This is a genomic window from Vineibacter terrae (genome assembly GCF_008039615.1).
GTDB lineage: Bacteria > Pseudomonadota > Alphaproteobacteria > Reyranellales > Reyranellaceae > Vineibacter > Vineibacter terrae.
In genome coordinates this window covers 1-12,333 of the sequence record NZ_VDUZ01000066.1, presented here as the reverse complement: position 1 = coordinate 12,333, position 12,333 = coordinate 1, and the positions used below count along the sequence as shown (strand labels likewise).

The 12,333-nt window shown below is 67.7% G+C and carries 12 protein-coding genes; 7 read left to right on the top strand and 5 right to left on the bottom strand.

The features are described from left to right. Nucleotides 1-40: 40 nt before the first annotated feature. From FHP25_RS36265 to FHP25_RS36255, 3 genes are all read left to right on the top strand, one after another. Nucleotides 41-865: an alpha/beta fold hydrolase gene (locus FHP25_RS36265; protein WP_147851885.1), complete on the top strand. Its 825-nt coding sequence runs from the start codon at nt 41-43 to the stop codon at nt 863-865. A 74-nt stretch (nt 866-939) separates the two neighbouring features. Then, the gene (locus FHP25_RS36260) at nt 940-1,986 is read left to right on the top strand and encodes a PLP-dependent cysteine synthase family protein (RefSeq protein WP_147851884.1); all 1,047 of its coding nucleotides are present in this window, start codon (nt 940-942) and stop codon (nt 1,984-1,986) included. 307 nt (nt 1,987-2,293) lie between these two features. Beyond that, nucleotides 2,294-3,256: a Bug family tripartite tricarboxylate transporter substrate binding protein gene (locus tag FHP25_RS36255; protein ID WP_218578858.1), complete on the top strand. Its 963-nt coding sequence runs from the start codon at nt 2,294-2,296 to the stop codon at nt 3,254-3,256. A 52-nt stretch (nt 3,257-3,308) separates the two neighbouring features. Here the strand turns inward: FHP25_RS36255 and FHP25_RS36250 are convergent, their stop codons facing one another. From FHP25_RS36250 to FHP25_RS36235, 4 genes are all read right to left on the bottom strand, one after another. Then, nucleotides 3,309-4,262: a DUF2950 domain-containing protein gene (locus tag FHP25_RS36250; protein WP_218578856.1), complete on the bottom strand. Its 954-nt coding sequence runs from the start codon at nt 4,260-4,262 to the stop codon at nt 3,309-3,311. A gap of 14 nt (nt 4,263-4,276) precedes the next feature. Continuing rightward, nucleotides 4,277-5,593 carry a DUF3300 domain-containing protein gene (locus tag FHP25_RS36245; RefSeq protein WP_147851883.1) on the bottom strand — a complete coding sequence of 439 codons (1,317 nt, stop codon included), beginning with the start codon at nt 5,591-5,593 and terminating at the stop codon, nt 4,277-4,279. 141 nt (nt 5,594-5,734) lie between these two features. Continuing rightward, nucleotides 5,735-6,655 (bottom strand): sugar phosphate isomerase/epimerase family protein, encoded by a 921-nt coding sequence (locus tag FHP25_RS36240; protein ID WP_178134057.1) that lies wholly within the window; start codon nt 6,653-6,655, stop codon nt 5,735-5,737. 164 nt (nt 6,656-6,819) lie between these two features. After that, the gene (locus FHP25_RS36235; RefSeq protein ID WP_147851881.1) at nt 6,820-7,785 is read right to left on the bottom strand and encodes a helix-turn-helix domain-containing protein; all 966 of its coding nucleotides are present in this window, start codon (nt 7,783-7,785) and stop codon (nt 6,820-6,822) included. A gap of 321 nt (nt 7,786-8,106) precedes the next feature. On the opposite strand from FHP25_RS36235, the gene FHP25_RS36230 reads away from it, so the two are divergent. From FHP25_RS36230 to FHP25_RS36215, 4 genes are read left to right on the top strand one after another with little or no spacing between them, the layout of a single operon-like run. Then, complete coding sequence (locus FHP25_RS36230) at nt 8,107-9,366, top strand: patatin-like phospholipase family protein (protein ID WP_147851880.1); 1,260 nt, start codon at nt 8,107-8,109, stop codon at nt 9,364-9,366. Between the two features lie 28 nt (nt 9,367-9,394). Further along, nucleotides 9,395-9,901, top strand: a complete 507-nt coding sequence (locus FHP25_RS36225; protein WP_147851879.1) for a hypothetical protein — start codon at nt 9,395-9,397, stop codon at nt 9,899-9,901. A gap of 27 nt (nt 9,902-9,928) precedes the next feature. Then, the gene (locus tag FHP25_RS36220; RefSeq protein ID WP_147851878.1) at nt 9,929-10,474 is read left to right on the top strand and encodes a hypothetical protein; all 546 of its coding nucleotides are present in this window, start codon (nt 9,929-9,931) and stop codon (nt 10,472-10,474) included. 7 nt (nt 10,475-10,481) lie between these two features. Beyond that, on the top strand, nt 10,482-11,759 hold the full coding sequence (locus tag FHP25_RS36215; RefSeq protein ID WP_147851877.1) for a hypothetical protein: 1,278 nt from the start codon (nt 10,482-10,484) through the stop codon (nt 11,757-11,759). 45 nt (nt 11,760-11,804) lie between these two features. Here FHP25_RS36215 and FHP25_RS36210 read toward each other — a convergent pair whose 3' ends face one another. Beyond that, a complete protein-coding gene (locus tag FHP25_RS36210) occupies nt 11,805-12,086 on the bottom strand; it encodes a hypothetical protein (protein WP_147851876.1) in 282 nt (93 codons plus the stop codon). Nucleotides 12,087-12,333: the final 247 nt, after the last annotated feature.

Here is a 12,333-nt window from a genome sequence, read left to right as displayed (position 1 = left end):
CTGCCATCGCGTCGCGCCGCCGACCGGCCGGAGGGAACCCATGATCGATGACGTGCAGGGCACCATCGACTACCACGAGGAAGGGCGCGGCCCGACGATTGTCCTGGTGCCGGGGTCGTGCAGCACCGGCGCCGCATGGCGGCCTGTCGTCGCGCAGTGGGGCAACAGCTTCCGCTGCGTGACGACGAGCCTGCTGGGCTACGGCCGGACCGCTGAGCGCCGCACGGCGCTCGATGCCGATATCGCGCACGAGGCCGAGGTCATCGAAGCGGTCATTCGCCGTGCCGGCAGCCCGGTGCATCTCGTCGGTCATTCGTTCGGCGGGCTGGCCGCGGTTGTCGTCGCGCTCAGGAACCTTGTGCCGCTGCTGAGCCTGACGGTCATCGAGGCGCCGGCGGCGGAGCTGCTGCGCACGACGGGCGAGCTGCAGCACTACCGTGCCTTCCGCGACATGACGGACGGCTATTTCGCAGCTTTTCGCGCCGGCCGGGCGACGGCGATCGAAGCGATGGTCGACTTCTACGGCGGCGCGGGCTGCTTCGCCGCCTGGCCGCAGCGCGTGCGCGCCTATGCCGTCGAGACGACGGCGGTCAACATCCTGGACTGGGCCAGCGCATACGGCTTTCCGCTGACACCGGCGTCCCTGGCGGCCATCGCCACGCCGGCCCTTGTCATGTGGGGGGCCGACAGCCATCCTGCCGCGCAGCGCGCGAACCTGCTGCTGGCGCAGCACATGGACAAGGCGTCATCCGCCGCGCTTGCCGGCGCGTCGCATTTCGCGATCACGACACATGCCGAGGCGGTGGCAAGCGCGATCAAGGCGCATGTTGCACGTGTGGAGCACATGAGCGCATTTCCGTTCTAGCAGAGCAGGGCATGGCCGCGGCGCCCGGACCGTGCTCTGACAAGACGATTGGCGTTTGCAGTTGGGGGGCAACGATGAGCAAGTTCGGTAGCATTCTCGAGACGATCGGCAACACACCGGTTGTGCGGATCAACAACCTGGCGCCCGCGGGCGTCAATCTGTTCGCGAAGGTCGAGGCATTCAATCCCCTGGGATCCGTGAAGGACCGTCTGGCACTGGGGGTGATCGAAGCCGCCGAGCGGTCCGGTCAGCTCAAGCCCGGGCAGACCGTGATCGAGGCGACCAGCGGCAACACCGGGATCGGCCTGGCGATGGTCTGCGCCCAGAAGGGGTATCCGCTGGTCGTGACGATGGCCGAGCAGTTCAGTGTCGAGCGGCGCAAGCTGATGCGCTTCCTGGGGGCCAAGGTCGTGCTCACGCCGGCGGCCGGCCGTGCCGTCGCCATGGTGACCAAGGCCGCCGAGCTGGCAAGCGCGCATGGCTGGTTCCTGACGCGCCAGTTCGAGAACGAGGCCAATGCCGACATGCATTCCCGCACGACGGCGCGCGAGATCGTCGAGGACTTCAAGGGCGAGAGGCTCGACTACTGGGTGACGGGATACGGCACCGGCGGGACACTGAAGGGCGTCTCACGGGTGCTGGCCAAGGAGAGGCCCGACACGAAGATCGTCGTGTGCGAGCCCGAGGATGCACAGCTGCTGGCCAGTGGCGCCGAGCAGAGCCGCCATCCCGACGGGTCGGCGGCTGCGCCTCATCCTGCCTTCAAGCCGCACCCTATGCAGGGCTGGACGCCGGACTTCATCCCGAAGCTGACGGCTGACGCCGTGGCATCGGGAACGATCAGCCGCGTGATCGCCGTTTCCGGCACCGAGGCGTTGCGTTGCGCTGCCGACCTCGCCAGCAAGGAAGGCATTTTCGTCGGCATCACCGCCGGCGCGACCTTTGCCGGCGCGCTTCGCGTCTGCGCCGATGCGCCACGGAACGCGACCATCCTGTGCATGATGCCGGACACCGGCGAGCGCTATCTCAGCACGCCGTTGTTCGGCAACGTGCCGGCCGACATGTCGCCGGACGAGACGGCGATCTCGCGTTCCACGCCCGGCGCGCAATTCCCCGCCTGAACGCGCGGCGCTCACATCTTCGCCGTCATCACGACTTACTGTCATCCCGAGCGCAGCGAGGGATCTCCCGCGAATGGCGCACCGTGCGTCCTCCGCGGGAGATCCCTCGCTACGCTTCGGGATGACGGTTCGGATTTCCGAGGAAGCGCGCTCATCGCAGACAGTTCCGGCTCGCGAGACATTCGGGCGCTTCATCGCTTGTCACCGGGCGGTGGCAGACAAATAGTCCCCTAACAAAAGAGCAAGTCGTAAGGGGGTCAGCGCGATGAGGCAGAGCACTACACGGCGTATCTTGATACGTCGAGGCATGGCGATTGCGGGCGCCGCCGCAATCGTGCCGATCCTGCCGGGCGCGATGGCGCGGGCGCAGGCTTGGCCAGCCAAGCCGGTCCGCCTCGTCGTAAGCGCGCCCGCCGGTGGCTTGACCGACGTGTTCGCCCGTGCCTACGCCGAGCACATCGCGCAGAAGATCGGTCAGCCGGTGGTGGTGGAGAACAAGGCGGGCGCCAGCGGTATCATCGCTGCCGAGATGGTGAGCAAGTCGCCGGCCGACGGCTACACGCTGCTGTTCACCATCACCACGACGATGGTGATGAACCGGGTGCTGTTCAAGAGCCTGCCCTACGACCCCGAGAAGGACTTCGTCTATATCGCCTTCGCGGAAGCCGGCCATCTGCCCTTCGTGGTGCATCGCTCCGTGCCGGCGACCAACATCAAGGAGTTCGCCGCCTGGGCGCGGAACAACAAGGTCAGCGTCGGCAGCTACTCGCTCGGATCCTATGGGCACATTGTCATCGCCGAACTGAACAAGGCATTCGGGCTCAACATGGAGGCCGTGCACTATCGCGGCGAAGCGCCGATGTGGCAGGACTTCGCATCGGGCGCGCTTCATGCCGCCAGCGGCAGCTATCAGGCCGCCGCCAGCGTCCTTGCGTCCGGAACAGGCCGTGCCATCGCCGTGCCGCAGAAGACGCGCATGAAGAAGCTGCCGGACGTGGCCACGTTCCTGGAGCAGGGGGTGACCGCCAAGGCGTTCCAGATCCGCGGCTGGGCCGGCCTGCTGGGGCCGGCCGGCATTCCCGATGAGATTGTCGAACGGCTGTCGGCGCTGATGGTCGAGGCGGGGCAGACACCCCGGATCCGCGAGATGCTCGACACCTTCGGCATCGACAACGCGGCATCCGGCCGCCAGGCCTTCGCGCGAATCCTCAAGGACGAGAGTCCGGTGTGGATCGATGTCGTGAAGCAGCTCGGCATCACGCCGCAATGAGGATTGCCGGGAGCGCGCCAGGGTCGTGGCGCGCCCGCGGCAGCAATCGATCTCAGGGCGTGGTGTCGGATTTCTTCCAGGTCTTGTCCGGGTTGAAGGTCTTGATCTGGCCCACTGCAACCGCCGTGTTGGCTCCGAGGTCCTTCTCGAAGACCTCGCCGTCCTGGCTCACGATGAAGGTCATGTTGCCCGTGATGCCGTAGGTGATGGGCCACGCGACCACCGCGAAGCCGCCGATCATCCGGCCGTTCACGATGTAGTCGCGGGCGCCACCCTTGGCGTCGGGCCCTTGCGCGTAGAGCAGGCGATAGTGGTACCCGTGATACCCCGAGCCCTCGGTGGCGCCGGCAGCCTGGGCGTGGGCGATCAGATCGCCGAGCGGGCTCTCGGGCTCACCCGGCTGCGAGGGCCAGTAGAGACCATCCTTCTTGCCCGGCGAGCTCAGCAGGCGGCGCGCGTACTGACCCGTGCCGGTCTTCATGGGATCGGCCTCGGCGTATTCCTGCTGCGCGTCGACGATCGCCAGCAGCACCTGGATGACGGCGAGCTCGTTGCGGCCGAGCTCCCGGTTGCCGATCTCGTCGGCCCCGGCCACGATGTCGAAGCGCCAGCCGTCGCCGCCCTTGACCAGGGGAATCGGCATCGTCCAGCCGTGGGTGCCGACCTCGAGGATGGCCTTGGAATCGCCGTCCATGTTGATCTTGTTGCCGGCGGCGTAGGCTTCGAGGAACATCTTGCGCACCTGCTCGACGTCCTCGATGTCGTCAGGGATGAGATCCTTGTAGCTCGCGCCGAGCACCTTCTGCCACTGCGCGGGGTCGGCGCTGCGCGCGGCGGCGACGAAGGCGTCGAACGCCGCCTGGGGCGTCGCGAAGGCCTGCTGGCCGGCAGGCGGCGCGGCAGCGGCGGGTTGCGGCTTGGGCGCCGGCTTCTGCTGCGCCATGGACGGGACCGCGCCCATGACCACGACGCAACACAGTGCCAGCAGGATGTAGCGCAAGCTCATTGGTGACCCCAGCTTCATCGCCGACCTCCACCGCCACGTCCACCGCCACCACGTCCGCCGCCGCCGCGCGCGCCGCCACCGCCACGGTACCCGCCGCTCGCCCGTCCCCGGGCCGCGTCTCGATTGACGCGCTGGCCGCCGCGGTCGATGCCGCCGAACGCGCCGCCCTGCGGACTCTGCCGGGCGGCCGGCCGCTGTCCCTGGCCGACGCCACCCGGCCGCTGTCCCTGACCGACGCCTCCTGGCCGCTGCCCTTGGCCGACGCCGCCGGGCCGCTGCCCCTGACCGACGCCTCCCGGCCGCTGTCCTTGACCGATGCCACCAGGTCCACCAGGTCGCTGGCCGACGGCACCCGGCCCGCCCGGACGTCCCGCGATGTCCTTGCCGCGGAAATCGCGGCGGCCATCGGCGCCGGGAACGGATGCGCCGTACCGGCTTCGACTGCCGGCGTCCCTGTAGGCGACGCCGCGGCGATGGTCGGGCTGGTGGCTCCATTTGCCGTTTTGGTACCTGTTGCCGTTGAAGTTACGGTCGACGTAGGCGGCCCGGTTGACATTGACGTTCACGTCGCCGCCGCCCCAGTTCCAGCTGGAGAACATCGCGCCTGCGGCGGCGGCCCCGACACCCCACATGAAGCCAGTCAGCAGGGGCGCGCCGTAGCCATACCCGACCGGCGGTGGATAGGAGTAGGGCGGGTACGCCGGATACGGCCAGGAACCGTAGGCCCATGACGGCTCATAGGCGGGCACATAGATAGCCTGCGGCGAGGCCGGCTCGATGACGATCGTCTGGGGTGCGCTGGGCGTCTGAGCCGGGGCTGGCTGGACAGTGACCTTCTGCTGGTCGCCCGTCTTCAGCCGGCCGGCATCGTAGGAAAGCTTCCGCAGCCGCTGGATCGAAGCCGCCACGTCCTTCTCCTGCGACAGCATGGCGTCGCCCAGCTTCTGGGTCCAGTCGAGCTTGTCGTTCATCGTGGCGAGCACCTGGGGAAACGCGGCCAGCGACTTCACGCTGACATCCCAGGTCTTGTCCTGCACGGCCTGTACCGCCGCGTCGCCCTTGAGATTGGGGTTCGCCTTCGACCAGCGCGACGCCTCGACCACCTCCAGCGGATAGGTCGCCGCCATCAGGACCTGGGCCAGCAGCGAATCCGGATACAGCGCGATGGGCGCCAGCATCTGGTCGAGCTCCTCCGGCTTGTAGAGGGGCTTTTGCGGCGCCGGCGCCGGCGCCGTCGGTGCCGGAGCTGGCGCCTGCGCCGACGCGGGCAATGGCGCAAAGGGTGCCGTGAGCACCAAGGCGCACAGCAGGGCTCTGGTAATCCCCCTCATCCTTCACTCCGTCTGGCCATGCGGGCGCCAGTTTCACCATGATCCACGAGAACGGCTAACCGAAACCCGAACCGGGCGGGCTGCGATGCGTGCATGATCTCCCCCATGCCTCGCGCCCGGGGGCGGCGAGGGTGTCCATCCTCAGATAAGATACGGCCCGATCAGGCGCTTGCCCACGACCAGGGCCTTGCGCGCCCCTTCGGCGCCGCGGAACGTCCCGGACGGCTCGCGATGCTCGATGATCACGTCGCCGTTGAAGCCGACCCGCCATAGCGCGCCGAACAGGTTTCCCAGGTTGAGATCGCCGGTGCCGATGACGCGCTGCTGCACCAGCAGGTGGGGCAGCACCGCGACGGTCCCGACCTCGTTGGCCACCGCCTGGTTCCAGCGCCCGTCGCTGGCGCGCACGCTGATGATCCGGTCGCCGAAGCTCTCGATGGCGTATTCCGGATCGATCCGCTGGTAGACGAAATGCCAGGTGTCCAGGTGCAGGCCGAAATTGCGCTGCGGGCAGATCTCGAAGATGCGCCGCCACACGGCGGGGGTGGTAGCGACATTGAAGCCTGCCGGCCATGCCAGCGCCATGTCGAGATGCGGCCCGTTGTCGATCGCGATCTTCACCGACTTGCGCTCGGCGTAGTCGACGACCTCCGGCCAGACCGCCTCGAACAGGTCGAGGTTGTCGGCGACATCGAGCCGCGGGTCGCGTCCCACCTGCGTCGTCCAGTTGCAGCCCAGCATCGCGGCCGCATCGATCACCTGGAAGGCGCACTCCTTCGCCGGCGGGCCCATCGTGGGATGAAGCAGGTTGGGATAGTAGGCGATGGCGCTGATCCCCACGCCGGTTTCGGCCAGGAGCTGCTTGAGCGCGCTCACGCGCTCGCCCGTGAGGCCCACGATCTCGAGCTGGCCCATGCCGCCGTAGCCACCGGAGTCCGCGCCTGCCGGCAGATCGTCCATGTCATCCATCATGCCGCGCATCACGTGCGCCGCCACCTCGAGGCACTGGAAGCCGTGCTGGCTCGCCCAGCGTACGATGCCTTCGAGCGGCGTGTCGGCCATGGAGCGTGTCCCGAAGCCGAGCCTCACCTTGATCACCCGCACCTGTCCGCGCCGCGCCACGACGGCGACGAACGTCAGCGTGACCCGGTCCTTGATCTTTGGCGAACTTGCCGCCGCGCTCTATCCGATTTCCGAACCGCGCCGCGATACTGCAGCCGGTGGGTCTAGGCCTGATGGAAGGCGTCGCGGGCGGAGCGCAACGTCTCGGAGGGGCGTTCGCCGAACAGGCGGGCGTATTGTTGGGCGAAACGGCTGAGGTTGTCGAACTGGTGGTCGAAGGCGACGGCTGTGACTGATCCCCCCGCAGGCCCGCGGACCCGCAGCTGGTGGCGCGCGCGGTTCAGCCGCTCGGCCAGCAGGTATCGCGCCGGGCTGACGCCGATGACGGCCAGGAAAGCGTACTCCAGGGCCCGTGCGCTCACGCCCAGGCCCTGCGCCAGGCCCCTGACCGTGACGCGGCCTTCGATATGGGGGTCGATCCGGCGCAAGGCGGCCAGCGCCAGGTCGTAGCGGGCGACACGGTGCACCGCCGACAGGGGCTTGGGACTCTCCTTGCGGCCGAGCACGGCCAGCAGGTGCTGGCGCACGCGCTCGCGGATCGCGGCGATCCATAGCGCGGCGTCATCCTCGGAGCACGAGGGCATCGGCGTGGAAAACAGGGTGTCCGTCCACGCCTTGAAAGCCTCGATCGCGAGACGGTCCGATGCAAAGATGCTCTGCTCGGGCGCGGGGGTCCAGTCGGCAAGATCGGACAGGGGTGATCCCCACGCCGCCATGGTATCGCGCTGCACGGTGATGCATAGCGAATCCCAGGGGTGGTGCGAGACCACATTGGTTTCCCGCTGCGGCGCGATCGTGCGGAACGACTTGGCCGGCACGTCGATGCCGCACCAGCGCTTGGGGGAGGAGTCGAGAATGAATGTGTACCAGCCCGGGTCCCGCGCCGATTTGAAGAGCGCGGCCGGCTGGAAATTGAGGCGCATGAGGATCACGTCGCCGGCGTCGAGGCAGTCGCAGCCGATCGACAGGGTGCCGGGCGAGAGCTGGACAGCCTCGGTGTCCCAACAGCGCAGGTGCTCACGGTATTGGTCGAAGTCCGCGAACCGTTCGCGGCTGAGAACGTGCCCCACGGTCCGATCTCCCCTCGTTGCCGCTGGAGCGGCAACCCAAACGACTCAAAACGTACTCAAAAATGTAAAAATCCATATATCTTCTACCGAGTATTGAATAATATCTTGGACACAGGGTCAACAATCAAGAAAGAACCAGAAACTTACCGCAGCCTAGTGAATTTTTACATTGAGCCGATCCCCCTTGCAGTGCGGCGCGTCTGGTTCGGCTTTCGGATAGACCGCTTCTCATCGCTGCGCCAAGACCAGTACAAGGTGAGCGCACATCGATGCAGTCGGGCTTTCATCGTGCGTCCCCGGGTGTTGGACGGAGGTGCGGGGATGCGGTTCGGCTTCAGGCGATGGGTTGCAGTGGTGATGGTGACGATCGCCGCGACACTGAGCGGCTGCGGTGTGCTGCCTGACCGTGCGCCCTATGTCGCCGCCGATCTCAACGAGGCTCATGTGGTCGGGTTCCCCGCCGACATCCGCATCTGGGGCGACACCGGCATAACAGCAGCGCTTGAGCGCGACGTGCGCAGCGCCATCGAGCAGGAGCGGCAAGCCAGCCGTGCGGGTGCCGGTCCGCTGCCGCCCTTGAACGTGCTTGCCCTGTCGGGTGGTGGCGAGGATGGGGCGTTCGGCGCCGGCGTGCTCACCGGATGGTCGGAACGCGGTGACCGGCCGGTCTTCCATGTCGTCACCGGCGTGAGCACGGGATCCCTGATCGCGCCTTTCGCCTTTGTCGGCGCGGCGGAGGATACGCATCTGCGCGAGGCCTTCACCACCGTCGACAAGAAGAACATCTTCATCATCCAGGGCATCTTCAAGATCCTGTTCGGCGAGTCGGTCGCCGAGACCGCGCCGCTGCGCGAGATGGTCGGCCGCTTCGTGACGCCCGAGCTGCTGCAGGAGGTGGCCGCCGCGCATCGCAGCGGCCGCCGCCTGTTCGTCGTCACCACCCATCTCGACAGCCAGCGGCCCGTGCTGTGGGACATGGGCAAGATCGCCAGCAGCGGCAATCCGAAGGCGATCACGCTGTTCCGGGAAGTGCTGGTGGCGTCGGCGGCGATGCCGGGCGTGTTCCCGCCGATCTATTTCGACGTGCAGTCCGGCGACCGCCGCTTCCAGGAGATGCATGTCGACGGCGGCGTCACGGCCCAGGTCTTCTCCATGCCGCTGTCGGTGACGGCGCTGATGGCGGCAGCGCCCAGCCGCGAGCGCCATCTCTACGTCGTCATCAACAACCGCATCACGCCGCAGTTCGACATGCCGCGGCGCGGCATCGTGTCGATCGCGGGCCGCTCGATCTCGACGCTCATCAAGATGCAGGGCGCGAGCGGCACCCGCGACATCTACCATTTCGCAAAGGACGTGAAGGCCGATTTCAACCTGGCCTATATCGACGACGGCTTCACCGAGGTGACGCCGGCGCCGTTCGATCGCGGCTACATGAACAAGCTCTTCGCCTACGGCCACACCCTGGGCCGCCAGGGCTATCCCTGGCGCAAGGTGCCGCCCGGCCTCGAGGAGATCAGCAAGCCGGCGCCGTCGCCGGCCCCCGCTCCGACGCGCCGCGCTGCCGCCGCGGTGGGCGGCTGACGCATGTCAACGGGATGAGGAGGGTGCCATGATAGACAGAGGCGGTCCGTTGCGGCGGCTGCACGTGCCGATGCGCGCGTCGGCTGCAGGCCTGGTGATGACGCGCCGCGGCGTCATGATCGGATTGTCGGCGGCCGCCGGCAGCCTGGTGTCCGGCCCCGCCGCCGCCGACCCGGTGAAGAGCGGCACGGTCGAGATCGAGCAGGTCCAGATCGCGTTCCTGGCCAGCGGCAACCTCGGCGGCGGCACGCTGCATTTCGGCGGCAAGTCCTACGCGTTCCAGATCGGCGGCCTGGGCATCGGCGGCATCGGCATCTCCAAGATGCAGGCCTATGGCGAGGTCTACAACCTCAGCAACGTCTCGCAGTTCCCGGGTGCCTACGGCCAGGCCCGGATCGGCTACGCGCTGGGCGACAAGAGTGCCGGCGAGCTGTCGCTGCAGAACGAGCACAACGTGATCATGAAGCTGAAGGCGCGGCGCCAGGGCCTTGCCCTGTCGCTGGGCGCCGACGCCGTCTACGTCAACTTCAAGTGACCGGCCTCGGCGGACACGGAGGATCTCATGGCAGGCAGTGGATTGCGCTTCAGGTTCGCGGCCGCGGCGCTGGCGGCGTCCCTGGCCGGGTTGTCGGCAGCCGCGGCGCGGGCCGAGGAGCCGGTGGCGATGAATGCGTTCGCGGTCTGGACGTCGGAAGGGGCGGTGACGCGCACGGCCGAGAAGAAGCTGGCGATGGCGAGCGCGCTCACCGGCACGCTGTTCGTGGAGACGCCCGAGGGTCCGGTCGACACCGGCCGCATCGTCTGTCCGGCGATGGTGCAGGTCGAGACCGAGACCGGGCACCAGAGCGGCAACGGCTTCTGCACCTTCACCGCCTATGACGGCGCGCAGGCGTTCGGCACCTGGGAATGCACCGGCGTGCATCTGGTCGGCTGCTCCGGGAAGTTCCAGCTCACGGGCGGCACCGGCCGGCTGGCCACGATCAAGGGCAGCAGCAGCCTGGTTCTGCGCGGCCGCTTCCATGAGCTGGACGTGCAGCTGGGCAAGGCGGCATCCTACACGGTGAGCGGCATCGCGCTGTGGCGCGACCTGCGCCTGGAAAGCCAATAGGTGCGTCATGGGCAAGCACTTCGGATGGCTCGCGCTGCTGGCCGGCTTCGCGCTGGCCGCGGCGACATTGCCGGCACCGGCACGGGCGGCGCCCGACCTGCCGCCGGGCGTGCGCCTGGTCGACGGGTATATCCCGCGCTTCGACCAGAAGAAGCGCATGGACGCCCGCTACGGCTACCAGCTCGACGAGCTCAGGAAGCAGATCCTCAAGCGCGGCGAGGCGGGCGAGTACCTGCCGTGCTCGAGCCAGATCCTGGACGAGGCCGACTGGCTGATCGGCTCGACCAAGGACGAGGCGCGCATCGAGCGGCGGCTGAAGGACCTGCGCGAGAGCCTGGCGCAGCCGGCGCAGCAGCAGCACGCCGCCGGCGAGCAGTCGCCGCAGGATGGCTCATGGGGCGGCTGCTACGAGGCCTGGTTCCTGCGCATGTGGGCCTCGGCTGACCCGCTCAAGGAGCTGGTGGCGCAGGGCCGCAAGCCGGCCCATCCGCTGGGCTTCATGAAGGAGGTCGACAGCCCGCAGAAGATCGTCGAGCGCTTCCGCCGCCTGACCACGTCGCGCGTCCTGGAAGACGGCATCGACAACCGCAAGGAGCTGAACCTCACGGTCACCGGCCTGGGGCAGCTGCTGTTCCTGCCGTCCCTGGCCGGCCTGTTCCCGCCGGACTGGCCGCGCGGCCCGGTGGCGGCGGCGCTGATCGAGTACATGGACCGCGAGTGGCAGGACCCGAAGACGGGCTACTGGGGCGCCTGGTACCAGGTCGGCGATCAGCTCATCAAGACCGAGGACCTCAGCATGACCTTCCACATCGCGAGCTATCGCGACGGGAAGATCGAGCGCCTGCCCGAGCTGATCCGCACCACCTTCCGTACCCGCGAGCGCGCCTATCCCTATGGCTGGCAGGACCGCGGCTCGCAGAACTGCCATCATGCCTATGACGTGGTGCGGCTGGTGCGCTTCGGCTGGCCGCACATGAGCGAGCTGCAGAAGGCGTTCGCGCGCGCCCAGATCGCGATCATCCTGGCCCGCACGGTGCGCTTGTCGATCAATACAGTCGGCGAGGTCGACACGCGGCCCTACAACAGGGTGGCGGAGGCGTACTATTTCTGCACCAGCCTGCTGGACGATATCGGCTACTTCCGGCGCTCGCGCAACTTCTGGTCCAACCTCGAATTCGACAACGCCGATGAGCTGCGCGAGAAGATGCTGGACCAGATCAAGGGCCTGCCGAACGACGACCCGATGATCGAGGCCGCGCGCCGCAAGCTGGAGCAGCGGGACTGAGGCATCGCCGTCATCCCGGGCGTTGCCCGGGATGACGGCGTATCGCTATCGCTTCTCGAGCGCCTGCACGCGGCGCTCCAGCGCCGCCAGGCGGTCGGTGAGATCGTTGATGCGCAGCGCCGCCGCCTCGGTGTCGACCGCCACCGACGCCACGCCCATCGCGATGGCCAGCATGTTGGGGTCCATTGCCGGGCGGTCGGCCTGGGCCAGGGCGCTGGCGATGATCGGCACCGGCGCGGTGCGCGTATCGAGCCCGCCGCCAGCCAGCCAGCCGGCTGTGAATATGCCCATGGCGGCCAGCGCCGTGCCGATCCTGGCATGCCTCATGTCGATCTCCTCGGTCGATCCGACGCAGCGATAGACCGAAACGGCGGCGTGCGATATCCGAATTCCGAAGCGCGCCTTGTCATCAGCTCCGGGTAGGGCAGCCATGCCATCCTGGGCTTTTAGCCCGAAGTTACCCCTGAGGGAATTGAGCAAGTTGTTGTGATCGCAGGGATTTGTTGACTGCGAAGTGTTTCGTGCTGCCTACAGCGAGGGTGTCAGGTCGAGCAGATCGAAGGCGCGTTGCTGG

What these genes read in the sequence shown, in the direction of transcription:
- FHP25_RS36265 (WP_147851885.1), top strand. Translation starts at nt 41, where the DNA reads ATGATCGATGACGTGCAGGGCACCATCGACTACCACGAGGAAGGGCGC.
- FHP25_RS36260 (WP_147851884.1), top strand. Translation starts at nt 940, where the DNA reads ATGAGCAAGTTCGGTAGCATTCTCGAGACGATCGGCAACACACCGGTT.
- FHP25_RS36255 (WP_218578858.1), top strand. Translation starts at nt 2,294, where the DNA reads ATGGCGATTGCGGGCGCCGCCGCAATCGTGCCGATCCTGCCGGGCGCG.
- FHP25_RS36250 (WP_218578856.1), bottom strand. Translation starts at nt 4,262, where the DNA reads ATGAGCTTGCGCTACATCCTGCTGGCACTGTGTTGCGTCGTGGTCATG.
- FHP25_RS36245 (WP_147851883.1), bottom strand. Translation starts at nt 5,593, where the DNA reads ATGAGGGGGATTACCAGAGCCCTGCTGTGCGCCTTGGTGCTCACGGCA.
- FHP25_RS36240 (WP_178134057.1), bottom strand. Translation starts at nt 6,655, where the DNA reads ATGGCCGACACGCCGCTCGAAGGCATCGTACGCTGGGCGAGCCAGCAC.
- FHP25_RS36230 (WP_147851880.1), top strand. Translation starts at nt 8,107, where the DNA reads ATGCGGTTCGGCTTCAGGCGATGGGTTGCAGTGGTGATGGTGACGATC.
- FHP25_RS36225 (WP_147851879.1), top strand. Translation starts at nt 9,395, where the DNA reads ATGATAGACAGAGGCGGTCCGTTGCGGCGGCTGCACGTGCCGATGCGC.
- FHP25_RS36220 (WP_147851878.1), top strand. Translation starts at nt 9,929, where the DNA reads ATGGCAGGCAGTGGATTGCGCTTCAGGTTCGCGGCCGCGGCGCTGGCG.
- FHP25_RS36215 (WP_147851877.1), top strand. Translation starts at nt 10,482, where the DNA reads ATGGGCAAGCACTTCGGATGGCTCGCGCTGCTGGCCGGCTTCGCGCTG.
- FHP25_RS36210 (WP_147851876.1), bottom strand. Translation starts at nt 12,086, where the DNA reads ATGAGGCATGCCAGGATCGGCACGGCGCTGGCCGCCATGGGCATATTC.